The organism is Noviherbaspirillum saxi, assembly GCF_003591035.1.
GTDB classification, from domain to species: domain Bacteria; phylum Pseudomonadota; class Gammaproteobacteria; order Burkholderiales; family Burkholderiaceae_D; genus Noviherbaspirillum; species Noviherbaspirillum saxi.
The window spans coordinates 237,084-262,277 of the sequence record NZ_QYUO01000003.1; the positions used below are offsets into that span (position 1 = coordinate 237,084).

The following is a 25,194-nucleotide window of genomic DNA, read 5'->3' on the forward strand; positions in this document are numbered from 1 at the left end:
CTGTCTGCGCTATTGTTTATTGGCATGTGCTCTGAGTTCAGAGCTGCTCCCGAGCTGTCCGCGCGGCACAGGTCTTCTCCTCGATATCGGTCAGATCAGCGTGCGAGATCTCGAACACCTACATGTCGGCGAAACACACTGTCAAGCGCAGCGAGCGATTAAAAATTATAGGCTATGTTGACACCGCCACCCCAGTCGGGACTGCCGTCGGAAAAGCCCTTGGTTGCATACGCCTGCAGCTTGTATCCGCCGCCGAGTTTGCGTGAGTAAAAGCCCGTCAGCTCGCGCTGCGCGAAACCAATGTCGGTCGACCTGCTGCGATAGTCCAGCATCGCGCCAACACTTGCCTGTTGGTCCAGCTTATACGACAGGCCTGCATTGGCGCTGACGACGTCATTGAGCTTCAATGTTTCGGACGATCCCAGCATGCCATAACCGATGCCGCCGAACCAAGTCACATTGCCCATCTTGGTGTACGGGTCGATCAGAATCCAGTAATCGTTCTCGCCGGTGCCCAGACCTTTATCGCTGTCGGCGGTGCCGAACTTGATTTTCGCGGTGACGTCGATGCCGAACTGAGACTTTGGGTCGATCATGAACGAGTAGGTCGCGCTCGTCGCAAGATCGCCCATGCCGGAATCCGTGCGCACAGTGGCGGAGGTCTGTCGTACCGCGCCCACGCCGGCGACCACGTTGTCCGAACCCGTGATGCGCACATACGGAATGGACGCCTTTAATGTCCAGTTGCCAGTCTCGTAGGTACCGATGAACGGGATCGCTGTAATTTCAGTGTCGGTGTTCGTTCCATACTTGCCTGTGGTGTAGTCGTACCCCGTCTTCAAGGTGACATTGCTTTCGGCGAGCGCAGCCTGGGACAGGAGTACAGCTGCGAGGAGAGTCAGTTTTTTCATTCTAATAACAATCGTTGTTCCAATAAAAAACCGGGCAACGCTTGTTGCCCGGCTGGTGGGGAGGAAATGCTTAGTTTCGGCGCGTCTTCTCTATTTTTTCGGGCCGCTCGATTTTTTCAATCTTTGCGATCTTTTCCACCCTCTCCACCTTCTCTACCTTTTCCACTTTCTCTACCTTGTCGATCTTTTCGACTTTCTCCACCTTATCGACCTTGACTGGCTTTTCCGTCTTGAACACCGCGAGGGCTTCACGTTTTTCCGCCACTGCTGCGCGCTTCTCGGCGGCACGTGCCTGGCCAGCCTGTGCTGATTCAGGTAATACGACAGTGGCTCCATTGGCCTTCGCTGTTACGCCGTCGGGCACCGTTGTGCCGGGCTTGTAGACGGTTGCACCTTTCCTGGCAGTCGTCGTTGTGGCTGTATTCGGCGGCGTCACTGTTGTGGTGGTGGCCGGTGTCGCGGAAACCGTTGTCGTCGTTGTGCCAGGCGCCACATCCGTGGTTGTAGTGGCGGTCACTTGCGTAGTCGTTGACGGCGTTGCGGTGGCTGCTATGGGTGTCGAAGTTGCCGTGGTTGTCGTGACGGTAGCGTCCGTCGCGGAGGTTGTTTGTGCATAGGCGGCGCCAGTGGACAGCAGGGCTGTTGCGAGCGCGCTCAGGATGAGGGCTGGACTTGCAATCTTGGTACGTTTCATAGTGGTCTCCAAAAGGCAGATATCAGGTAGTCATTGCCAGGAGCATATTACGTACGGATCACCGAAACAGGATCGCGCGCAGGTGTATCACCTGTAAGCGAATGTTAGCCCAAAGCGACCCGGTCCACGAGGAGTGTCACTGGCGAGCAGGCAGGTCATTGGCGCAGACTCGCTACGAGTCATTGAAATTCTTAACTCAAATTCCTTCCCCGGCGATCCGCGCGCCGCAGGCAATCTACTACGCGCGCCACATCTGCGGACGGCGTCAGATGGCCGATGTAAGGCGCCGCACAGGTCTTTTCCGCGATATCGATCAGCTCAGCCTGCGAAATGTCGAACACCCGCATGTCGGCAAAGCGTACCGGCAAGCCGAGCGAATGGCAAAACAAGGCGTGACTGCGTACTTCCTCTTCCGGACGGTTTTCGGCAATCAGCTGAACGATGGTGCCAAAGGCGACCAGCTCGCCGTGCAGGAATGTACTTAATACCGGATGCGCAGTGAAGCCGCGCGTCAATGCATGCGACAGCGACAAGCCGCCGCTTTCGAACCCGAGCCCGCTCAGCAATACCGATGCTTCGACCGCGCGCTCGACCGCCTCGTTCGGCGCCGCATGCGCACGCACTTGTTCCACCGCCTGTCTGCCGAATTCGAGAATCGTTTCATAGCAGCGATCGGCAAGCAACCGGGCCGTCGCGAGCGAGGGCGTGCCAAAGAAATTCTTGCCGCCTGCAATATGGCATTGCTGCGCTTCGAACTTCTTGCTCAGCGCATCGCCGAGTCCCGCCGCAAAAAACCGGACCGGTGCGCGCGCAATGATGTCGGTATCCACCAGGACAACATCCGGATTGCGCACCATGACTTCGACCCCGGCAACCATGTGCTGTTCGTTGTACAGCACGATCAGCCGGCTGGTCGGCGAGTCGTTGGAGGCAATCGACGGCAGGATCATCAGGCGGCAACCCAGCGCCTTGGCGACACCTTTCGCGGTATCGATGGTCTTGCCGCCGCCGAAGCCGATGACCATGTCGGCACCGGCCGCCTCCGCTGCCAGTCCATCGATTGCCGCTTTCGTGCATTCGCCGGCGAAGCGCAAATGTCGTCCGGTGATGCCGGCCGATCCCAGCGCTTCCTGCAATTGCTGGCCGGCTGCCTGCCGCACGATGTCGTCCATGACGATCGCCGGAGAGGAGCTGCCGAATTCCTTGAGCAAGCCGCCGAGTTCACGTATCGCGCCGGGGCCTTGCACGTACCTGCCGGGAAAGCCGATTGTCTTGATCGCCATCTTCGATATCCTTTCAATTACCCCAATAAAAATCCCGCCTGCCACCATCCATGCAGACCAGTTCGCCATTGATGAAGCCGGCCTGCGTCGAGCATAGGAAGGTGACCAGTGCCGCCACCTCGGACGGACGACAGGTGCGGCCCGCCGGGTTCTGCCTGCAGAGACGTTCGCGCATTTCTTCCGAAAACTGAGCGATCAATTCGGTTTCGACATAGCCCGGCGCAATCGCATTGGCAGTGATGCCAAAGGGCCCGACTTCCTTGGCAAGCGTTTGCGTAAAGCCCAGTATGCCGGCCTTTGCCGCTGCATAGTGGGCTACTCCCGGCCGGCCGCCGCCGGTGAAGTTCATCGACGACATGTTGACAATGCGCCCAAACCCTCTCGCCTTCATCATTCCTACGGCCTCGCGCGACCAGAGGAAAGTGCTTCGCATGTGCACATGGATCATTCTGTCCCAGACGTCAACCGGCATGTCCTGCACCTGGTAAGCCGGCTTGACGCCGACGCCGGCATTGTTGACCAGGATATCCAGACGGCCATATCGCTGAAAGACTCGGTTCACGGTGTCCCGCGCCACATTCTCGTCGGCGGCATCGCCAACGAAAAACGTGGCGTCGATGCCGCTCTGCTGAAGCGATTCCACCGCATCGGCGGCGGCCGCTTCGTCAACCTCGTTGATGACCACGGTTGCTCCTTCCGCACCGAGCGCCTGCGCATCGCAGAAGCCGATTCCGCGCCCCCCGCCTGTGATCAACGCCACCTTCCCCGTCAATCCGAAATCCATGGCTATCCTTTCAGTGCGCCGGCCGCCAGGCCCTTGATGAAGTAGCGGCTAAGGAACATGAACATGATGAACAACGGCAATGCAATCAGCGTCGCCCCCGCCATCAGTTCGCCCCAGCGCGCATCGAAGGTGCCCAGCACCGATGCCAGTCCGACAGGCAATGTCTTGTTCGCATCGCTGTTGACCAGCACGAAGGAAAACACATAATCGGTCCACGACAGCAAGAAGGAAAATATCGCGACGGTGATGATGCCCGGCGCCGACAGTGGCAGCACCATTCTGAAAAATGCACCGGCGCGCGAGCATCCATCCACCATCGCGGCTTCCTCCAGGTCGAAGGGCATGGCCTTGAAAAACCCCCACAGCATCCAGACGCCCAACGGGATGCTGAGCGTGCAGTGTGCGAACACCACGGCGATCAGATGATCCGAAAAACCCATGCGTGCAAAAATGGACAGCAGCGGAATTGCCAGCAGCAAGGGCGGGAACATATACGCATACAGCATGCTGCCGATGATCGCGGTCTTGCCGGGCACCTTGTAGCGCGTGACGACATAGGCGATAACCACCGAAATCAGGAGCGTGATCACCACCACCGCCAGCGCCACCACCACACTGTTGGCGAACTGCACCGGGTAATCGGTCAGTTCCAGCAGATTGCGATAGGCGCTGAATTTCCAGTCTATGGTTTTGGGGATCAGCGTCGGCGGCGCGAACAGGTCGCGTTCGGGTCGCAGGCTGGACACGATCATCCAGTAAATCGGGAAGAAGGACCACAGGCCGAGAAGTGCGGCGGCAACCAGAGTAAGCGCACGCAACGGAAGAGACCGCTTGTTCATTTATTGCCCTCCTTGCCGTCGAGCGGATAGAAATAGAAGTACACCAGAATCAGTAGCGACAGTACGGCGAAGGACAGCGTGGCGACGGCGGCGCCGCCGCCGACGTCGTACTGCATGAACGCACGTCTATACGCCATGACCGGCAGGTGTTCGGTCGCCGACAGCGGTCCGCCTTTGGTCATCAGCCAGATGATGTCGAACTTGTTGAACATCCAGATGCTGCGCAGCAGGACGATGACCATCAGCATCGGTACCAGCATCGGAATCGTGACATGCCAGAAGCGGTTCCATGAACCCGCTCCATCGACACGTGCCGCTTCATACAAGGACTTCGGAATGGTCTGCAGCGCGGCCAGGAAGGAAATGGTCACGAAGGGCGTCCAGGTCCATACGCTGGCGATCACCACGACGACCATCGCCATCACCGGATCTTCGAACCATGCCGGCCGGCCGAGACCAAGCTCTTCGGCCCAGATGGTGAACAAGCCGAGACTGCCGTCCAGGAGCCACTGAAAAGCGACTGCGACAACCACGGTGGGCAAGAGATACGGCAGCACCGCCAAGCCACGGATTACCGGCCGGCCGAAGAAGGGCTGGTCCAGCAGCAATGCGCAGCCTATGCCCAACGCAACCTGCAACACGATGGTCAGCACGCTGAAGGTGACGCCGATGCCGAAGGCGCGCCAGAAGCCGGATTCCTGCAGCACTCGCAGGTAGTTTCCGGCGCCGATCCAGGTGCGTTCGGAGACGAAGGATTCGGACTGGTAAAAACTCAGCTGGATCGCGTGAACGACCGGGAACAAAATGAGCAGCAAGGTGATCGCGACGCTGGCGATGAATGCGCCAAGCAAGAACTTATCGCTGTTTGTACGAAAGGAAAGCATAGGCCTGTCTGGACGTGGGCAATCATGAGAGGGTGTCACCCGGCCTTCATGCTCAGGCCGGGCGGAACTTCGTTACAACACCGTGCGGTATTTCGCCGCCATGATGTCGACCGCTTCTGCCGGCGGCATGCCCTTGTACAGTACGTTCTGGATCGCGTCGCAAATCGCGAAGGTCTCGAACATCTTGCCGGGACGCAGGTCCACTCCCGGCCCTTCTGTGTCGATCGAGCGGATCGCCACATCCTTGCGGGTGAGCATGCTCTTCATGAAGTCAACGAGTTCCGCATGCTTTTCGATCAGCGGGTGGGCGCGCCAGCGGATGTCGTCATAGACATCCATGCGCGGCGGTTGCATATGCAGCGGCGCCGAGTGCAGGAAGTTGATGTAATGGTTGTCGACGAACCACTCCATGAACTTCAGGGATTCGTCGCGCATGGGCGTGTTCAGCACGACCCAGCCGTCATAGCCATGGTTGACCGCCTGTCCGCTTCCGGCGCTGTCCGGGTACATGAAGAAGCCGGTCTTGGCGACCAGGTCGGGTGCCTTGTCCTCAATCACTTCGATCAGCCGGCCTGCATACGGCGCATGCGCGATCTGGCCACCCGAGTATTGGCCGAGCACGGTGCCGAACAACGCCTGGGTCATCCCGGACGGCATGCTCGGTCCCATCTTCTTCATGAAGTCGAGGTAGCGCGTCACCTTTGGCTTCATCTCCGCATTATCGACGATGAGCTTGAAGTTATTGTCGAGCAGGCGCACGCCGTCGGCCCACATATAGCCGAGCGACATCCACTGCGCCGCCGCGTTCGCCCCCACCGGATGGCCGACGCCGAACTTGCCGCCTTCGGTCAGCGCCTTGCAGTTTTCCGCCATCTGGTCCCAGGTGGTCGGCACCTTCAAGCCCTTTTGCTGGTACAGGTCCTTGCGGTAATACATCCAGCAAAAGTTGTAATCGTAGGGATACCAGTAGTTTTCGTCCTTGATCGGGAACAGCACGTTCGGGCCCCATTTGTGCCGCTGGACCAGCTTGGTGAGGGGGACCAGCTTGCCTGCCTGCGCCAGCAGCAGTACGTGGCCGGCGAAAGCCAGCGTGCCTACGTCGTAAGGCGTGCCCGCCGCAATCGAACTCTGGATCTTGTTATAGGCATCGTCAGGCGGCACCGTGTCGATCACGACTTTCACGCCGAATTTCTTTTCATATTCGGCGGCGGCCACGCGCAGCGCGCGCACCGAGTCGCGCCCCGGTTCCGCATTCAGGAAGCGCAACGTTTTTCCCTGCGCCAGCACGGATGGTGCGCCAACGGCCATCAGCGCCGCCCCGGCGACCACCGACTTCAACACATCGCGCCGTCCCACCGCCGGCTTCGTTTGCGCAAGCAACGCTTCCTGTGCCAATACATCGTCTTTGTCAAACTGGTTCATGTCAGTCTCCTTCGAGTTATTGTGAATCGGAGTTGCCTTGTGATTGCCGTTACGACAGCTTCAGATTGACGCCGGATTCGGCGTCGAATAAATGGATGCGGGACATGTCGAGCGTCAGCCTGACGCGGTCTCCCACCCCGACGTCGTTGCGCCGGCCGGTCAGTACGCGCACGCGGGTTGCGGCGGATTGCTCGGAACCCTTGCCATGGTCGAGTTCCAGTACCGACAGGGTCTGCGCACCCAGCTGTTCGACCAGCACCACCGTGGCGGCGGCAATACCGTCGCTTGCCATGCCCGCATGCTCGGGACGGATGCCCAGCACGATCTCCTTCCCTGCCCTGACGCCTGCGGGAATCGGCGCGGGCAAGCCGAGCGACATGCCGGGCGCCACGAACATCAAGCGGCCACCCTGATCCTGTACATTGCCCCTGACCAGATTCATCTCCGGTGCGCCGATGAAACCGGCCACGAACAGGTTGGCCGGCGCATCGTAGACATCCAGCGGCCGCCCTATCTGCTGCACCTGCCCCTGATTCATGATCACGATCCGGTCGCCCAGCGTCATCGCTTCCACCTGGTCATGCGTGACATAGACCATGTTGGTTCCGACCCGCTTGTGCAGCTGTGCGATTTCTTCGCGCATGCGAATGCGCAGCTTGGCATCGAGGTTAGACAGCGGCTCGTCCAGCAGAAAGACTTCGGGTGAGCGCACCAGTGCGCGCCCGAGCGATACGCGCTGCATCTGTCCGCCGGAAAGCTGGCGCGGCTTGCGCGGCAGTAGTGCGTCGATGCTGAGCATTTGCGCGGCCCAGCGCACCTTGCTTTCGATTTCCGCCGCCGGCACCTTGCGCATGCGCAGCCCGAAAGCCAGGTTTTCGTAGACCGTCTTGTGCGGATACAGCGCGTAGTTCTGGAACACCATCGCGATGTTGCGTTCGCCGGGCTGCAGCATCGTCACATCGCGGCCGCCGATATGGATGGTGCCGCTGCTGACATCCTCCAGGCCCGCCAGCATGCGCAGTGTGGTCGATTTGCCGCAGCCGGACGGGCCGACCAGCACGACAAATTCGCCGTCGGCCATGTCCAGGTCAAGACTGTTCACCACCGGCTGTTCGCCATATCGCTTGCTGACCTGGGATAGAACAATATTCGTCATCGTGTTTATCCCGTAATGCGTGACAGTGCATGATTGACTTGCGCGAGACCGGCCTGCGCATCCTTGTACACCGCGAACAGCTTGTCGTAGAACGCGACGCTGGCGGGATCGGGTAGCGAACGGTCGACCACGCGCGCGCACAGTTTTGCAGCGGAGAGTTCGTCGGTGAACACTCCCACGCCCACACCTGCCAGCAAGGCCGCACCAAACGACGCGTCGGTGGTTTCCGGCAGCAGGATTTCGACATTCAGCACATCGGCCACGATCTGACGCCAGATCGCGCTCTTCGAGCCGCCGCCAATGATGCGCGCGGTCTTGACCTGCATATCCTGTGCACGGAACTGCTCCAGCACATCGCGCAATGAAAACGCGATGCCTTCATAGATCGCGCGGGAGAAATGCGCGATGTCATGGCGGAAGGTCATGCCCACGAAATCGGCGCGCAGCATCGGATCCCAGTACGGCGCGCGCTCGCCTTGCAGGTAAGGATGGAACAGCAACCCCTCGGCCCCGGCCGGAACGGTGCCGACCAGCCGGTCCATCTCGGCAAAAGCTTCACTGCCGCTTCTGCCCGGCGTCATCAGAAAGCGGTCGCGGAACCAGCGATGCGCCGACGCGCAGCTATTGGTGCCGGTGATGGTGTACCAGAGACCGGGCACCGCCAGCGGATAGTTGATCAAGGTCGGATGAACCCGCGGCTCGCGGCTGACGACGCTGACCGTACCGGCGGTCGCCAGCTTGATCGTTCCATCGTCGGGCGCGACGGAACCCGCGCCGAAGGTTTCGATCGAGGTGTCCGAGGTGCCACACACCACTGGCGTGCCTTCGGCCAAGCCGGTCGCCCTGGCGGCAGCTGCCGTGACTTTGCCGACGATGGATGTCGGCGTCACCAGCGGCGGCAAGGTGGCGATATCCCATTGCGCCAGATCGCACAGTTCGGGCGACCATTGGTCGCGCGCCGGATCGAACAGGAGCGTGCCGACCGCTTCTGTGCGGTCGGTTTCCCAAGTGCCGGTCAGCCGCGAACGCAGCCAGTCCTTCGCGACATAGACGCGAGCGGTGCGCCTGACCGCTTCCGGCTCATGACGCGCCAGCCATAGAAATTGGGGCAGCGTCCAGGTCGGCGCGGGCCGGTTCAGCCCTAGCTTTAGAATGCGTTCACCATACTTGTCCTGCAGTTCGCGCGATTCTTCGCCGCTGCGCTGGTCGTTCCAGAGAATGGCAGGTCGCACCAGATTACCCTGCGCATCTTCCAGCACCGGCGTATGCGCGCCGGCACTGAAGGAAATGCCGGCGATATCGGCGGCGGCAATGCCTGCTTCTTTCAGTGCGAGCGGCACGGTCGTGCAGACGGCCTTCCACCAATCCATCGGATCCTGCTCGCTCCAGCGCGGCTTCGGTGAATGCGTCGCGATGTCACTCGCAGCGCTGCCGCAGACCTTGCCGCTGCTGTCGATGATCATGGTCTTGAGACTGCCGGCACCGATGTCGATACCCATCAGCCAGGTGCGAGCTGCGCCGCCGCTCATGCCGGAGTTCCTTCTGCTAGCGCTGCGTCGAGGGCGACGGGAATGTTCAGCCCATAGGTGCAATGACCGATGCTGGCGTTCGCTGCGGCCCGGCGACCGAGGGCCGCGCGGGTGTCTTCATCCATCGGCAGGCGTTTCTTCAAAACCGCAAGGGTGATCAGCGACAGCGCCGACGGCGTCTGCGACTCGATCTGCACATCCTCGTTTGCCGCATAGCTGGGGCGGCAGGTATTGGGACAGTAGGCGCAGATCGTCAATGCATTGATATATTCGCTCATGCCGATTCCTTCATTTGCCAAGTTGAGCCGGTCGGCTGGCGCAGGGCGAGCTTTCCGGGGTTGATCAGATTGTCCGGATCCAGTCCATCCTTGAGGATCTGCAGCATGTTGAGCCCTTCGTTCAACTCGACACGCACCCAGGGATTGCGGAACAGTCCGGCGCCATGGTGGTGCGCAACCGACCCGCCCATTTCCAGACAGAGACGCTCAATCGTATCCCACGCCTGCTGATGCAGCAGGATCGCGTCTTGTTCAGGCATCGGCGGCAACCGCACGGTCATGTACTGGCAGGCGCCTTCGGGATAGATATGGGACCAGTGTGCGCCGAAGTGCATCTCTGGATGAATGGCCTGGGCCGCCACGCGCATGGCGGTGTACATGTCCAGCAGATGGGTCCAGGTGCCGGTGACCTCAATCGTATCCATGTAGTGGCCATCGCTTTGCCACTTGGTCGAGTACGAGTGGAAGCGCGTGGCTTCCCAGTGTTCGTAAGGAGCGAGCCCGGCAAGAACGGCGTCGTGCTTGCGGCAGATCGCCAGCGACATGTCGCGTTCGACCGTCGCAAGCTGTTCCTTGCCGGAGAACTTCATGATGCACAGGATAGGACGGTCGGCAAATTCGAGCATGCCTTCGGTCCGCTGGGCGCTTTCCTTTTCATCGTACAAGCGAATGACTTCCGGGCGCAGCTCGCTTTGCATGACTTCGCGCAAGGCCTGGAAGCCGCTTTCAATTGTCCGGAAAGCCAGTACCAAAGGCGTTGCATATTCCGGCTGGCGCCATACCCGCAAGGTGACTTCGGTGATGAAACCAAGCACCCCTTCGGAGCCGACAAACAAGTCCTTGATGCTGGGCCCTACCGCGCGCCGCGCGACTGGACGGACCTCGACCTTTTTCCCGTTCGGCAGCACCGCCTTCAGCCCGAGCACCATGTCTTCGATCTTGCCGTAGCGCGACGAGGCCTGGCCGGCGCCTCGGCAGGCGACCCAACCGCCCACCGTCGACATCGCGATGGATTGCGGCAGATGGCCGGCGGTAAAGCCGCGCTGCGCCAGTTCCTGCTCGAATTGCATGCCGTTCATGCCAGCCTGGACCGTGACGGTGCCGTCAACCGTATTCAGGTCGACGATGCGGTTAAGACGCTTGAGATCGACCATGACCTCGTCCACCAGCGGCACCGTGCCACCCAGGACGCCCGAACCGGCGCCGAACGGTATCAGCCTCAGCTTGCGCTGCCGCGCGTAGTCGACCACCGCCTGCACTTCGTCGGCGTCGCGTGGCGACACGATCGCCCCCGGCAGAGTGCCTGGCAAGCTGTCGGCGCGAAGTTTGAACAAGCCGTAGGGCATCCGGTCCCGGCTGTAGGCATAACGATCAGCCTTTCCTGTCAAGACATTCTCATTGCCGACGATTGCGGAAAAGCCTGCCAGAGTCTCATCGCTGAGCTCTGGCACAGAGCCTTCCGAAAATACGGGAGTTGCTAGATTTGCCATTGCATTCCTTTGCCACCACGTTAATTGAACATGAACAAACGATTGTTCATATTGTGCAAAAGAGTTTTTTGGCTGTCAATTGGTTTTTTACACTGTAAGTTACGAGAAAGAAATTATTAACCTTCCCGTAACCTATGATGGCTGACCTAAACGGCAATGGTTGCTGGCAAGTGCGGAGTGCAACACGTTTGAACTCCATTCACTTCATTCCGCGGTTATCTACGGGTACGGATTTTTGCCTCCAAGATTTTCACGGACAAGCTGTTCCAGGAGTTGTGGAAGGCTATCGACGCCGATAACTATGTCGATACACAGCAGTTGGTCGATGCGCTTGTACATGTGTTACGAGGAAACCAGATCTTGGCAATTAGCGCGATAAGGGAACTGATTGGCTTCGCACAAAGACGAAAATGTCAGCCGGAGATCGTACAAGCACTCACTCGGTTGCCCGGTTTTGAAACGTCCATCATGCCAATCCAGATGTGTTGATATCGTTCCCGTCACCTTCAGCTGCCAGTCATTTCGAAACACATCAAAAGAGCAAGATTCGTCTGTCGGCTGCTCATATCCGACAGCTGTGTATAGTCTTCACCTATGTCGCAGCTATGTTAATGCGCGTCGCAGTTCGGCCAAGAGCGACGCTTCTATTTCCCCGTCCAGGCGGTTCAAATGCATTGTTTGCGATGCTCACAACTGACCAATCGTTGCGGATGCTAATTCTTGCAGGTGGCGTTGAAACTGAAGCGCAGGCTCTCTTCCTGATGGAACAACACGGAGCCATACGGGCCATCGCCAAAGCCATAACCTGTGGATGGGTGCTGAGGTACCACTAGGAATCGCCGACATGCGCATGGCCGAGGTATGCCGACAGCACTGGCAGGCGCCGTTCGACGTCCTGACCTGAGCGATACCACCCGAGCAGGGTCTCGACTGCGAATCGATGGCGAAAATCGTTGGATCAACCTGGAGAAGTTGTCATGCCTTCTTGGTGTTGAGCCGGTCAGATTGAAGTCGATTTTTCCAGACCGGACCGTTTTAACCCTCGCCGGTCAACGACATACGTCCGAGTATCGACCGCGTTTCTGCATTGAGTGCATTGAGTGCCTTAAGCTTGGCTTTCATTGCAGTCTTTATGACCTTAGCACTGTTCTTACCTGTCTAGTTCATAATTCATTCTTTTCGACAGGATGCACGGGATGCGGCACAGCTAATTGCCTCAGTCGGCATGCGCAAGAAGGCAATCTATTACGTCAACCGGGAGTTCGATGCAAACACCACCCTATTCCCACTGCGATGTTTTCCCTCGCTGAGACGCCCCCTGCAGAAAGCTTCTTAAGCTATGTAAATGAGAAATGCACAGAACTCGTCGATTGGTGGGACGCCGTAACATCGGCATGTAAAGGTCAAGAGCGATTGTTACGCGGAATCTTTCATTTTGGCGCTAACTCAAAGAGGTAAGCCCCCGGATTTTCCGGGGGACTCACCAAGGTTTGAGCTTTACGACGGTCTGCGTGAATTTCTGATCTCTGCCAAGAGAAAGAGAATTCACAATGAAAGAGTATCAGAGCCTGAACCATACGAGATAGGACTGCAAATATCACGTGGTATTCATACCGAAGCGGCGAACGAAACGGATATCGGAGTGCTGCGCCGGCATTCGGGTGAAATATTTCACGAGCTGGTCTCGCACAAGGAGGCGAGGATAGTGGAAGGCCACATGATGGAAGACTACGTGCATATGTGCATCAGCATTCCACCGAAGTACGCGGTGTCAAGGACGGGCACATGGTGCGTGCATACATCCGCAATCAGGAAGACGAGAATGAGCGGTATGACCAGATGAAGCTCGAAATGGGGTAAGCCGCCAAGGGCGGCTCACGGTTTCATAAGCGCCTTTGAGGCGCTCACAATATCAAGCCACCGGCTTTGCCGGTGGTATTTGACTGTGGAATGCGATTGCTACCAGAAATACCAGACCCGTCGCGGCCTGTCGCGATCTGGGGACCGGTATGGCCCGACATCGTGAATGGAGGGGAGGGCGACGAGGCGGCAATCGTTGCCCCGCCGCTGGAGCTGGTCAGGCGACGCGGTTGACTAGCGATCCAATGCCAGGGATGCGGATCTCAACCGTGTCGCCCGGGTGGATCGGCTTGACGCCAAGTGAGGTGCCACAGGCAATGACGTCGCCGGGACGCAGGGTCATGGTGCGCGACAATTCCGCGACGATCTGGTGCGGATTGAAGGCCAGGTCGGTGACAGGGTAATCCTGGCAGCGGTCGCCATTGATGTACGACTCGATGCGCAAGGTCAGCGGGTCAACATCGGTTTCCACGCATGGGCCAAACACGCTGAAGGTGTCGTAACCCTTGCCCCGGCTGTACTGCGGAAAGGTGGAATCACGGCCCACAACGTCTTGCGCGGTAACGTCGTTGATCACCGTATAGCCGAAGATGCAATCGCCCGCTTCCTGCTCGGTCGCACCCTTGCAGCGGCGGCCGATAACAATGCCAAGCTCGCCTTCCAACACCACACGTTGGGCTTCGCCGCCCGGGATGACGATGGTGTCGCCGTCGGTGATGAAACTGCTGGCTGGCTTGAGGAACCACAGCGCCTCTTTCGGCGTTTCCCGCTTGAGCTCGGCGATCTGCTGTTTCGAGTTGTTCCATAACGCAATCATCGCACCAGGATTGGTCGGCGGCAGCAGTTTGATCTCGGCCCTTACGACTGTGACATCAGTCTCGTTACAGTCGGCAAACATGTCTCCTTTATACACCCGGACACGATCGTCGCCGTCCATCACGCCAAACCCAACAGCGCCGTTGTATTCAAATCGAACGAATTTCATTCCTATTCTCCCTTTCAGATGATTGCTTTACCGATGAGGGAGCCGCCGCTGGCGACGAGAATGGCTCCCACGAATTTCAACATTGTTTCTTTTGATATATTCAGATGGACCTTGTTGCCGAGGTACAGACCGGCCATCATCGGCAGCAACGCGGCGGCGATGGCAATCTGGGTCTCTCGCGCCAACAACAGGCCGGTGACCGCGAACAGAGTCAGGCGCAGGCCGCCGTCAATCACGAACAGCCAGGAGAACGTGGCGCGGATAGCGGTCTTGTCTTGCAGGCGGTGCGTGAGATAGATGATGTACGGCGGTCCACTGGTACCAAACAACGCTCCGGCGGTGCTGCCGATCAGGCCGGCCGGCAGCGCCCACAGCGCCGATACATGGCCTTGCGGCTGGATGCCCAACACGTTGCGCATGCCGAAGTACATCACGAATATCCCCATCGCCAGCAGCACGACGACGGAAGGAAAGCGGATCAGCGCGAACACGCCGAACGCAGCACCAATCGCGCCAAATGGCAGAAGGCGCTTGATTTCCGTCCAGTCTGCCTGCTTGGCCGATGCGCTGCCGAGCAGGAACGACGCGATGAAGTCCATGGCCAAAATCAGCGGCACCACCATTTGCAGCGGATAAGAAAAGGCCAGCAACGGCACGGCGATCAGGCCCGAGCCGAACCCAGTGACGCCGCGGATGAAATAGGCGCTGACAATGACAGCAAGCAGCAGCGCGTGTTGGGAAACGAATTCGAAAGTCATAAAAGGAGAGAGCAGGTTGAACAACTAGAATAAGGGTGACGTCAGGAAGTCCCATCGGCGTTGGCGATCATCGTCTCGACCCGGTTGGCCCAAAGGACGTCCTCGATTGGCCTCGGCCGCGAGATCAGATAGCCTTGCGCGTAGTCAACGCCGATTTTCTTGAGCATGCCGAGCGTGGTGTCGTTCTCAACCCACTCGGCGATCGTCTTGATGCCCATCACGTGACCGATGTCGCTGATCGCCTGCACCATCGCCGCGTCAATTGGGTCGTCCGCCATGTCCCGCACAAAACTGCCGTCGATCTTGAGGTAATCGACCGGCAGGTTTTTCAGGTAGGCGAACGAAGACAACCCGCTGCCGAAGTCGTCGAGCGAGAAACTGCAGCCCATTGCCTTGAGTTCCTTCATCAGCGCGACCGCGTGGGTCAGGTTGGCAATCGCCGCCGTCTCGGTGACCTCAAAACAGATGTCGCGCGGGCGCACCTTGCGGCGCGCAAACTGCTGACGCAAGAAGGCCAGCAGGTTTTCGTCGGACAGCGAAATGCCCGACAGATTGATGGACACGGTGATCGGATTGTCGCGGGCATGCTGCTCCGGCCGCCTCTCCAGCGCGTCGAACACCATCGCGATGACTTTGCGATCGATGGCATGCATCATGTTGTAGCGCTCGGCGGCCGGGATGAACGCCATTGGCAGCACCAGATTGTCGTCATCATCTAGCATGCGCAGCAACACTTCGCAGTGGCGCCGCCCCCCTTTGATCGGCGCAATGTCCTGGCAGTACAGCACCAGGCGGTCCTGTTCCAGCGCATTGGTCAGCTTGGATACCCACAGCATTTCGCTGCGCCGATGCGCCATCTCCTTGTCGTGCGGCGCGGCCTCTACCCGATTGCGGCCGTTGTCCTTGGCCTGGTAACAAGCCGCATCCGCCAGAGCCAGGATGTCTGCAGGGTTGTTGCCGTCGCCCTTGATCGCCACCACGCCGATGGAAACCCCGACGGTAAACAACTTGTCTTGCCAGGCGAACCGGAATTCGGAAACGGTGGCACGCAGGATCTCGGCCAGATCCATCGCCTGCTTGACTTTGCAATCCTTGAGCAGCACGCCGAACTCGTCGCCGCCCAATCGCGCGAGGGTGTCGGAAGTCCGGACCCGGTTGTTGAGCAGGGCGCTTAACTGGCGCAGCAGTTCGTCGCCGGCGAGATGGCCACAGGTATCATTGACGATTTTGAACTGATCCAGATCCATATACAGCAGCGCGTGCTCGCGACCTTCCTGCTCGGCCGAATCGACCATCGCATCGAGGATGCGGGCGAATTCGCGTCGGTTCACCAGCGAGGTGAGTGCGTCGTGCGTGGCTTGCCAAGTCAACTGGCGCGCCATACTGTGCGACGTGCTGACGTCGCGAAATACCAGTACCGCCCCGATCACCTGGTTGTTGCGGTCGGAGATGGAGGCTCCGGTAAGCTGGATCGGGATCTGTCCGCCCGCACTCGACACCAGCACCGCATCCTCCCGCACGCCATCGCTCGATGGATCGCGCACCAGTTTGTCGATCGAATTTTCGATCGGTTCGCCGGTCGCCTCGATGACGGGCCGGAACACCGTGCCAAGCAGCTTGCCATGGGCCTGGCGCGACGACCAGCCGAGCAGCTTCTCAGCGACCGGATTGAGGAATTCAACGTTGCCCTTGGTGTCGGTGGTGATCACCGCGTCTGCGATCGAAGCCAACGTGACTTGCGCACGCTCAGTTTCCTTGAACAGCGCCTCCTCGGCCTGCTTCTGGCGGGTGATATCGCGGATCACGATGATCTCGCCCATGTGCACGCCGTGTCCGTCATACAGCGGGGAGGTATTGGCGAAGATGTCGAGGACGCCGCCGTCCTTGGCGCGATGGCGGACCTCGATCGACCGGGATTGGTTCGCATCGTCTGACACCAGACTGCCGCCGGTCCCAGGTGGCATCAGCATGTCGGTCGATCGGCCGATCGCTTCCTCGGCCGTCCATCGGTAGAGTTCGGTGGCAGCGGCGTTCCAGCTGGTGATCATGCCGTGGCGGTCGGTGGTGATGATCGCCACGCTGGACTGTTCGACGATCAGCGCCAGCATTTTGTTACGGGCATCGGTCTCGCTGACTGAGCGCAGCAGAGTTTCGATGTTTTCCGCCATGCTGTTGAACGCCTGCACGCACGCAATCATCTCCGGCGGGCCGGATGGCGTCATGCGTACCGAGTGGTCGCCTTGGCCAAAACGCCGCGCCGCCGCGCCGAGCGCATACAGCGGCCGCAGCGCATTGCCGACGGTCGCGAGGGTGATCGCAAACAGCATACCGATGCACAGCAGCAGGACTTCAAGCTTGTCCTGCAGCGATGCCCAGACGTTGTTAATAGCCGGCACCGCGGTCAGGCGCAGTTCCACGCGGCCGTAGGTCTGTCCGCCAACGACGATATCTTCGGACTGCTCGACCGGCGGCAGATTCAACCAACTCTGGAACCACGGTGGCGCTTTCAGTCGCACGTCGTCCTCGGCACTTTCTATGCGGTTACCGCGGTTGTCGACCCAGTTGATGCGAACGATGTGGGGCTGCCTGACGCGCACGTCGAGCATTTGCTGGATCAGGCTGTAGTCGCCCACGACGGCCGGCTCGGCCAACGCCGGCGTCATGAATTTGATTTCGTAATTCAGCCGGTCTTGCAGGTCGCTGCTGTGGAACTTGATCTCGCTTTGGATCACCAGTGTGAAATAGGTGGCGCCCAGCATCGTCAGCACCAGTCCCGAAAGCAGCATCAGACGCGCGGACAGGGTGAGCCTTTGCCACAGGCGAAACTGTTTTGGATTGACCCACAGGCTCATTGGCGGCTCTCTTCTACCGGGCTGGTACGATAGAGTCGACGCACGTTATTAAATTCAGCGTCGCGCGCGGCGACGAAGCCGAATGGCGATTCCAAGTGAAACAGGCGAGCGGCTTCTGCCAAAATCTTGCGGCCCTCGGGGTCATCGGACATCGAAATCAACGCGTCCCGCACCGCGTTCACTTTGTCCTTGGGTATGCCCGGATGTGCCGACAGCGGTATATCCAGGTACTCTTCCGACCGCCACAGCACGCGATAGTTGATGTTCTGTCGCTTGGCGTAGGCCTGGGCGACCTGCGAGTTCACCCCAGCGGCCACCGCGCGGCCCGAGACCATTTGCGCAATTGCCCCTTCTTGGGTACCGGCGAAGAGCGGGTTGACCTTGACGCCGGCGCGTACGAGCATGTCCATCGGTACGGTATAGCCGACGAAAGCGACTTGCGACGGGAAGACGACTTCTCTGCTTCGCAGGTCTGCCACATCGCGAATCGGCGAGTCGGCCAGCACGATGATCTCGCCGCGGATAGCCGGCTGGTTCGGGCGGGCGAACACCGAATAGCCAACACGGTCGTTCTGGCGGGTGAAATTATGGTTCGAATAGATGAAAGAGTACTCGCCTCGGTGAACCATTTCCGCATGTTCGGGGCCGGTCTTGGCAAGTTTCAGCTCCAGCGGCACGCCGCTGCGCTTGCCGATGTAGTGCAGGATCGGGTTCCAGAATTGGGCTGCCAGCAGCGGGCTGCGCTGGCTGATTACACCAAACGACAGCGGCGTAGAGTCTGCCGCCCAAGCCGGTGCCCCAAGACAAGTAGCGAATAATAGCGACACGACTTTACAATTTGATAATTTCTTCAAAGGATCTCTCCAAACGCCTTTGCGGTGTATTTTAGCTATTTTCATTTCAGCAATTCTATACTTATCAGCAACAATTGCTTATCCTCCATTTCAGTGTAGTGCTTCGCAACTGTTGAAACCATCTAAGCGAGTCTTTGCGCGCCATACGTCGTTGCAAATCCTCGCAATAGGCTGGCTATTGCTGTGGTTTGCGCGCGGCCGGCGAGGCCTAGTCTGTCGCACAAATCCTGTGCTTCTATGGTTCCACCAATTACGAAGCACTACACTCGCCTCCGCGAGGACGACGGGGGAAGTATGCAGCATGACCAACCAGCACCAATACCCGCCCGCGAACGCATGTTGCAAAGATATGTGCATACCATAGCCCTATGAGGAGGAAGGAGTCCTACCGAGAATCGCGATCACAAGCCTGACTCGCACACTTGTGGGTAAAGATCAGGGCGATTAATGCACGGAATAAGATTAATTCACTGGTTCTTTCGGCAAGAATGGTCCGTTGTATGCTTCCTGCACACGTGGCATCAACCGACTTGTCGGAAATCAGAAGATGAAATTTTTGAGGATATTTTTGAGGATATGTACGCGAGTTGAGAGGCGCAGATATGAGATGCCCATGCCGGCCGGCATGGGCATTCTGGCGTTGACAATGACTTGACTAACTGGGATCGCCAGTCTTGGGCGACTCGGTACAAGCGGCCGAGTCCTCCAAACCCTGCGACCTTGGGTCCACCGCACTGGCCGACCCAATCAACATGGCAAATGCAACAATTGCAAACAGGAAGCGCTTCATATGTCCTCCGATATGGAATTTCGACCTATCAGTATAGGCACCACCTGACCGCTTGCAAAACGTTGCTTACTGCATAGGTGGAAGGAGGTGTCATAGCCAGCTATGGCGACGACGAGCAACGCTGCAGCGCGCCCGTTACAGCCAGAAAAATTATGCAAATTATCCCGGCGCAACTCCGGACCCGGCATCAAACATTCTGATATTTTCGTCTGGAACCGGTCGGCCCGATCTGCTTTTCTATAAGCTCAAGCATCGCTTGCGCAGCGATCGACAGTGACTGGCCTTTGCGTTTGGCAATCAGGATAGGACGCATCAAATCCTTTGCGTCCAAAGGGATCGCAACGAGATCGAGTTGCCGGAACTGGAATAAAGTGAGTTCAGGTACCAAGGTAATGCCTAAGCCCTGTTCGACCAGACCGGCTACGGTCGCCAGGTGCTCGACTTCAAAACCTGAATGCACCGTCTGCACATCGCGCAGCAGGATGTCCACATGCTGCCGCACACTGGACGATTTGGCTAAATGGATGATCTCGTGTCCAGCCAGTTTGTTGACGTGAACAATACGCTTTTTCGCAAGAGGATGGTCGCGTCGGCACACCACATAGAACGGGTCGCTGCAGAGTGTTTTCGAGTCGAATTCCAGGAAGTTCGCGCCCGGAGCGGTGAGCACCAGATCGACCTTGCCTTGCCGAAGCAGTGACAGACACTGGTCGGACAGCGCGTCGTAAAGCGTCACCGCCACCCCTGGATATAACTTTTTGTATTCAGCAATCACGGCCGGCAAACCATTGGCCGCCAACGAAGGCAGAGCCGCGACCGATACGCGCCCGCGGCGTCTTGCGACGTAATCCGACATGTCATCGAATGCGGATTCGATTTCCGATACAAGCGAGCGCGCCACTTCGGCAAACAATTCCCCTTCCGGCGTCAGCGTGACATTGCGCGTGTCCCGCTCGAACAGCTTTGCACCGACGGCCGCTTCCAGCTTTTGGATCATGACGCTAAAAGCTGACTGGGAGGTATGGCAGCGCTCGGCTGCGCGAGTGAAATGTTTCAAATCATCGAGGGCGATGAAAGCATAAAGCAGGCGGGTGGAAATATTGGCGTTCATCCGTGGCCCTTTAGCATGGCAGACATTAATCTTGAAAACAGATTAATCCATCGCAAATATGCATTTTACTAAATTATTCGAGCACGCCACAATTCATTCATCGAATCCGCATTTTCAGTGATGCCCACCCAGGAGTTTCAATGAAGCAAGTCAGAATAGGATCCGGCGCAGGTTATTCCGGTGATCGCATTGAACCTGCGGTTGAACTCGCTGAACGAGGCGAGCTTGATTACCTGATTTTTGAATGCCTGGCAGAACGCACTATCGCCATTGCTCAGCGCGCCAAGATGAAGGACCCGGAAGCAGGCTACGATCCGCTGTTGGTGGATCGCATGCGGGCGGTCCTGCGTCCGTGCAGCGAAAAAGGTATCCGGATAATCACCAACATGGGGGCAGCCAATCCTCTGGCGGCTGCCGCAAAGGTGAGGGAAATCGCGCAGTCGATGAATCTGCGCAAGCTCAGGATCGCTGCTGTGCTTGGCGACGATGTGTTGGGCATATTGCAGACCGGCGATTACACCGACGATACCGGGCTTCCGCTCAATCGCCTTGGCAACCGTCTGCTGTCGGCCAACGCTTATCTGGGTGCGCAAGCTCTGGTCGAAGCGTTGGCGCAAGGCGCCGACATAGTTATTACCGGGCGCGCCGCCGATCCCTCGTTGGTGATTGCACCGCTTATTCACGAGTTCGGCTGGGCCATGGACGACTGGCATCGCTTGGGCCAGGGCACCTTGGTCGGCCATCTGCTGGAATGCGCAGGACAAATTACAGGCGGCTATTTCGCAGATCCTGGTTACAAGGATGTCGCCGGACTCGCCCGTCTTGGATTTCCAATCGGAGAAGTGTCGGAAGACGGCACGGTCGTCATTACCAAAGTGCAAGGAAGTGGCGGCCAGGTGACGGCAGCAACCTGCAAGGAACAGATGCTGTATGAAATCCATGATCCAGCCGCATATTTCACGCCGGACGTGGTGGCGGATTTTTCAGCAGTCGAGATCGTCGAGCTTGCGCCAGATCGGGTTCGGGTCAGCGGAGCCACGGGACGTCCAAGGCCGGAAACCTTGAAAGTCTCCATTGGCTATATCGACAGCTATATCGGTGAAGGCCAGATGTCCTACGCAGGTCCCGGCGCGCTCGTGCGCGCGCGTCTCGCACTCGACATTGTTGCGGAGCGGCTGAAGATGACCGCTGTGCAGGCGAGCGAACTCCGCTATGACATTCTGGGTGTCAATGCGATGCATGGCGACGCATTAGCCGCTTCGCATTCCGAGCCGTATGAAGTGCGTATCCGTGTGGCTGGACGCACCGACAACCTGCGCGAAGCTGAACGCATCGCCAATGAAGTGGAAAGCCTGTATACCTGCGGCCCGGCCGGTGGCGGCGGCGCGACGAAGTCTGCAAAGGATATCGTCGCGGTACTCTCGACCTTCCTGCCGCGCAGCGAAATAAAAACCTCTATTCAATTCGAGGAGTCCCGACATGCTGTTACGTGACATTGCGCATTCGCGGGCCGGCGACAAAGGGAATATTTCGAATATTTCTGTCATCGCCTACGATCCGAAAGATTATCCGCTACTCGAAAAGTACCTGACTGCAGAACGTGTAAAGGAACATTTCTCGCAGATCGTGCAGGGACAGGTGCGCCGCTATGCCCTTCCGACGATAGGCGCGTTGAACTTCGTTCTGGAGCAGGCGCTGACAGGCGGGGTCACCCGATCGTTGGCACTGGATGCGCACGGCAAATCCTTAAGCTCGGCCATGTTAAGCCTGGACATTCCGGACGCGGACAAGGGGTAATCCTTCTTTGAACGTTCCGCGCTCTGCAGCACAGGCCAATTCGCAATCTATTTACCATTTATCCCAAGGAGACATGCAATGAATTATAAAAAGCTACCCAATCTTTTCCTGCTCGCCGCATGCGCGGTGGTCGCCACCGGTGCGTCGGCCCAATCGCAATTTCCTGAAAAGCCGATCCGGTTCGTCGTCCCCTTCGCTTCCGGCACAGCTACGGATCAGCTTGCACGTGCATTGGGACAAGCGGTGACACAAGAAACCAAACACCAGGTTATTGTCGACAATAAGCCGGGCGGTAACGGTTTCATCGGCGCCAGCGAGGCGGCGCGCGCCGCGCCGGACGGATACACCGTGTTCATCACGACGAATACCACCCATGCGGCGGCCGAGCATTTGTACAAAAAGCTGCCTTATGATCCGGTAAAGGACTTTGCACCGATCACGGGTCTTGGCAAAGGTGGCCAGATCATGGTAGTCAATAGTCAGTTCCCGTCTGCGACCGTGAAAGATTTCATCGCACTGGCAAAAAAGGATCCGGGCAAACTGACTTTCGGCAGCGGCAGTTCATCCAGCCGGATTGCGGGCGAACTGTTCCAGCAACTGGCTGGCGTGCAACTGCTCCACGTTCCCTACAAGAGCAATACTTTCGCCGTCACCGATCTTCTTGGCGGCCAGATCCAGATGATGATTACCGATTCGGCGACAGGTATGCCACACGTCAAGAGCGGTAAACTGCGTGCATTGGGATACTCGGCCAAGACACGTTCGCCTCTTGCACCAGACGTTCCTACGATCGAAGAAGCCGGCGTGAAGGGTTATGACATCGGTTACTGGTTCGCCGCTTATGCGCCAGCAAAAACGCCGCAGCCCATCATCGCCCGGCTCAATGAACTGCTGACCAAGGCGGCAAAGAGCCCCGCCGCGAACAGTGCATTCTATGCGACCAGCGGAACCGAAGTGTTTGTCACGTCACCGGAAGAGCTGGCGAAGTTTCAATCTTCCGAGTCCAGGAAATGGGGTGAGATCATCCAGAAGGCCGGGATTGAAAAGGAATAATTACACCTGGCAGGAGCTTGTTCTGATCATCCGCGATTCAAGCAGACAACCTCATTCCCGGCGACGGGCGGTTCACCGCAGTGGGTAGTTCAGGGTACCCGTCCTGGCGATGGCCGTTTTGTTGTTCATTGCACGCTCCTGTTCTGCTTCGCTACCGGTCACGCCGGTCCAACCAGCTTCCGGCTAATCATGCCGCTCGTCAGCATCTCCGGCTTGGCCGGTGCGGGCGTGACGTCATATTCTGCCGGTGGCTGGTGATTCGTTGCCTCCACCCGGAACACACTGACTGCGCATGCCAGCAAGCCGGCTTCCTCGCGCATGCGCTCCGCCGCAGCCGCTGCTTCCTCAACCAGCGCTGCATTCTGGTTGGTCGCCTCGTCGATCTGCGTGAACGCCTGGTTGATCTGTTCAATATCGGTGCTCTGCTCGGCGCTGGCCGCTGAAATCTCCACGATGATGTCGGTGACACGCTGCACGCTCGTCACTACCTCGTCCATCGTCGTGCCCGCCTGCCCCACCAGCTTGCTGCCGGCGTTCACCCGGTCGACCGAATCGCCGATCAATTGCTTGATTTCCTTCGCCGCGCCGGCGCTGCGCTGTGCCAGACTGCGCACTTCAGCTGCGACCACCGCAAAACCACGGCCCTGCTCGCCGGCACGCGCCGCTTCCACCGCCGCATTCAGCGCAAGGATATTGGTCTGGAACGCAATGCCGTCGATCACGCTAATGATGTCGACAATCTTGCGTGCGGATTCATTGATCGATTCCATCGTCTCGACCACCTGCCCCACTACGTCACCGCCCTTTGTCGCTACTTGCGACGCGGTGGCCGCAAGCTGGTTCGCCTGGCGCGCATTGTCAGCATTTTGCTTGACCGTCGAAGTCAGCCCCTCCATCGAGGCGACGGTACGTTCCACCGAACCGGCCTGCTGTTCCGTGCGCGACGCGAGATCCATATTACCGGTGGCAATCTCGGCGGACGCAATGCTGATGGCCTCGATGCCGGTACGGACATCGGCGACAATGCGTGCAAGGCTTTCGTTCATCTCCTTCAGCGACTGGACCAGCATGCCGGTTTCATCCTGGCTCGTCACTTCGATGGTCGCAGTCAGATCGCCGGCGGCCACGCGCTTGGCCAGTTCCACTGCCTGGCGCAAGGGCCGCGTGATGCTGCGTGTGACGAACAGGCCGATCATCACCGCCAGGACACAAGCGCCGCCTGCCAGCGCGATCATGACAATGACCGAACGCTTGGCGTCATCTATCGCAGTCCGGCTGCTGCTGACCATTGCATCGGCATGGTAGGTAATCAACTGATTCAAGGCCTGGAAATAGGCGACCTGCGCCGTTTGCACAGTGGTATAGAGAATGTCCTTGGCCTGATCCCTGTCACCCGCCTTGACGAGCTGTTTGAAGCGCTCCAGTTCCGATGTGAACTTATCCCGCGCGTCCACGAGACCTTTCTTCATCTCGAGTTCGTCGGGGGACGCGGCGGGTTTCTGGTTGAGTTCACCGATGCTCTTGTCGACGAACTCCATCGACTGCTCAACGCCCGAGAGATAAGTTTTGATTTCTTCCTGGTCGGTTGCAAACAGGATGTCGCGCATGGTTTGCACCGCGTCGAACAGATCTGACTTGATGCCGTTGGCCAACGCCGTCTGCGGGTAACGTTCATTGACCATCACCTCGACATTCCGGTTGATATGTACCAGCTTGACGGCACCGAACAGGATCACCACCACCATGACGGCAATTGCCATGCCAAAGCCGATTGTGAGCCGTTGTCCGATTTTCAGGTTTTTCAGTTTCATGTTTTCCCCTCTCCTCGTGGCTGCTCTTGATATTGCTGACCGCCGGCCAGGCC

21 protein-coding genes and 1 pseudogene are annotated in these 25,194 nt (G+C 58.4%); 5 read left to right on the plus strand and 17 right to left on the minus strand.

Annotated elements, in window-relative coordinates:
- Positions 1–158 precede the first annotated feature (158 nt).
- From D3871_RS24360 to D3871_RS24410, 11 genes are all read right to left on the minus strand, one after another.
- Complete coding sequence (locus D3871_RS24360; protein WP_119771715.1) at positions 159–911, minus strand: transporter; 753 nt, start codon at positions 909–911, stop codon at positions 159–161.
- Between the two features lie 70 nt (positions 912–981).
- Positions 982–1,605: a hypothetical protein gene (locus D3871_RS24365; RefSeq protein WP_119771716.1), complete on the minus strand. Its 624-nt coding sequence runs from the start codon at positions 1,603–1,605 to the stop codon at positions 982–984.
- Between the two features lie 191 nt (positions 1,606–1,796).
- Entirely contained in the window at positions 1,797–2,888 is a 1,092-nt protein-coding gene (locus D3871_RS24370; protein ID WP_158598040.1) for a glycerol dehydrogenase, read from the minus strand.
- Positions 2,889–2,901: 13 nt separating this feature from the next.
- Entirely contained in the window at positions 2,902–3,672 is a 771-nt protein-coding gene (locus tag D3871_RS24375) for an SDR family NAD(P)-dependent oxidoreductase (RefSeq protein WP_119771718.1), read from the minus strand.
- A gap of 2 nt (positions 3,673–3,674) precedes the next feature.
- Positions 3,675–4,511, minus strand: a complete 837-nt coding sequence (locus D3871_RS24380) for a carbohydrate ABC transporter permease (RefSeq protein WP_119771719.1) — start codon at positions 4,509–4,511, stop codon at positions 3,675–3,677.
- On the minus strand, positions 4,508–5,395 hold the full coding sequence (locus D3871_RS24385; RefSeq protein ID WP_119771720.1) for a carbohydrate ABC transporter permease: 888 nt from the start codon (positions 5,393–5,395) through the stop codon (positions 4,508–4,510). Before D3871_RS24385 ends, D3871_RS24380 begins: the two co-directional genes overlap by 4 nt.
- A gap of 72 nt (positions 5,396–5,467) precedes the next feature.
- Positions 5,468–6,817, minus strand: coding sequence for an ABC transporter substrate-binding protein (locus D3871_RS24390; RefSeq protein ID WP_119771721.1), 1,350 nt, complete (start codon positions 6,815–6,817; stop codon positions 5,468–5,470).
- Between the two features lie 49 nt (positions 6,818–6,866).
- A complete protein-coding gene (locus D3871_RS24395; RefSeq protein WP_119771722.1) occupies positions 6,867–7,973 on the minus strand; it encodes an ABC transporter ATP-binding protein in 1,107 nt (368 codons plus the stop codon).
- A 5-nt stretch (positions 7,974–7,978) separates the two neighbouring features.
- On the minus strand, positions 7,979–9,502 hold the full coding sequence (gene xylB, locus D3871_RS24400) for a xylulokinase (protein WP_119771723.1): 1,524 nt from the start codon (positions 9,500–9,502) through the stop codon (positions 7,979–7,981).
- Positions 9,499–9,780 carry a hypothetical protein gene (locus D3871_RS24405; RefSeq protein ID WP_119771724.1) on the minus strand — a complete coding sequence of 94 codons (282 nt, stop codon included), beginning with the start codon at positions 9,778–9,780 and terminating at the stop codon, positions 9,499–9,501. The genes xylB and D3871_RS24405 overlap by 4 nt, the downstream gene beginning before the upstream one ends.
- The gene (locus D3871_RS24410) at positions 9,777–11,270 is read right to left on the minus strand and encodes an FAD-binding oxidoreductase (protein WP_119771725.1); all 1,494 of its coding nucleotides are present in this window, start codon (positions 11,268–11,270) and stop codon (positions 9,777–9,779) included. Before D3871_RS24410 ends, D3871_RS24405 begins: the two co-directional genes overlap by 4 nt.
- Before the next feature lie 1,601 nt (positions 11,271–12,871).
- On the opposite strand from D3871_RS24410, the pseudogene D3871_RS24420 reads away from it, so the two are divergent.
- Together D3871_RS24420 and D3871_RS30370 are read left to right on the plus strand one after the other, a co-directional pair.
- Positions 12,872–13,130 (plus strand): annotated as a pseudogene (locus D3871_RS24420) (transposase).
- Positions 13,131–13,220: 90 nt separating this feature from the next.
- Positions 13,221–13,364, plus strand: a complete 144-nt coding sequence (locus tag D3871_RS30370; protein ID WP_158598041.1) for a hypothetical protein — start codon at positions 13,221–13,223, stop codon at positions 13,362–13,364.
- Here the strand turns inward: D3871_RS30370 and D3871_RS24425 are convergent.
- The 5 genes from D3871_RS24425 to D3871_RS24445 form a co-directional block, all read right to left on the minus strand.
- On the minus strand, positions 13,348–14,115 hold the full coding sequence (locus D3871_RS24425; protein WP_119771726.1) for a fumarylacetoacetate hydrolase family protein: 768 nt from the start codon (positions 14,113–14,115) through the stop codon (positions 13,348–13,350). The two genes, D3871_RS30370 and D3871_RS24425, sit on opposite strands and share 17 nt — an antisense overlap.
- 14 nt (positions 14,116–14,129) lie before the next feature.
- Positions 14,130–14,897: a sulfite exporter TauE/SafE family protein gene (locus D3871_RS24430; RefSeq protein WP_199724912.1), complete on the minus strand. Its 768-nt coding sequence runs from the start codon at positions 14,895–14,897 to the stop codon at positions 14,130–14,132.
- Positions 14,898–14,914: 17 nt separating this feature from the next.
- Entirely contained in the window at positions 14,915–17,632 is a 2,718-nt protein-coding gene (locus D3871_RS24435) for an EAL domain-containing protein (RefSeq protein ID WP_158598042.1), read from the minus strand.
- A gap of 89 nt (positions 17,633–17,721) precedes the next feature.
- On the minus strand, positions 17,722–18,579 hold the full coding sequence (locus tag D3871_RS24440) for a phosphate/phosphite/phosphonate ABC transporter substrate-binding protein (protein WP_158598043.1): 858 nt from the start codon (positions 18,577–18,579) through the stop codon (positions 17,722–17,724).
- A gap of 977 nt (positions 18,580–19,556) precedes the next feature.
- A complete protein-coding gene (locus tag D3871_RS24445; protein WP_119771730.1) occupies positions 19,557–20,480 on the minus strand; it encodes a LysR family transcriptional regulator in 924 nt (307 codons plus the stop codon).
- Positions 20,481–20,620: 140 nt separating this feature from the next.
- Here D3871_RS24445 and D3871_RS24450 point away from each other — a divergent pair, with 140 nt between their 5' ends.
- The 3 genes from D3871_RS24450 (at position 20,621) to D3871_RS24460 (ending at position 23,330) form a co-directional block, all read left to right on the plus strand.
- Positions 20,621–21,973: an acyclic terpene utilization AtuA family protein gene (locus D3871_RS24450; RefSeq protein WP_119771731.1), complete on the plus strand. Its 1,353-nt coding sequence runs from the start codon at positions 20,621–20,623 to the stop codon at positions 21,971–21,973.
- The gene (locus tag D3871_RS24455; protein WP_119771732.1) at positions 21,960–22,277 is read left to right on the plus strand and encodes an AtuA-related protein; all 318 of its coding nucleotides are present in this window, start codon (positions 21,960–21,962) and stop codon (positions 22,275–22,277) included. Before D3871_RS24450 ends, D3871_RS24455 begins: the two co-directional genes overlap by 14 nt.
- A 78-nt stretch (positions 22,278–22,355) precedes the next feature.
- The gene (locus tag D3871_RS24460) at positions 22,356–23,330 is read left to right on the plus strand and encodes a Bug family tripartite tricarboxylate transporter substrate binding protein (RefSeq protein ID WP_119771733.1); all 975 of its coding nucleotides are present in this window, start codon (positions 22,356–22,358) and stop codon (positions 23,328–23,330) included.
- Positions 23,331–23,488: 158 nt separating this feature from the next.
- On the opposite strand, the gene D3871_RS31440 is transcribed toward D3871_RS24460, so the two are convergent.
- A complete protein-coding gene (locus D3871_RS31440; RefSeq protein ID WP_119771734.1) occupies positions 23,489–25,141 on the minus strand; it encodes a methyl-accepting chemotaxis protein in 1,653 nt (550 codons plus the stop codon).
- Positions 25,142–25,194 lie beyond the last annotated feature (53 nt).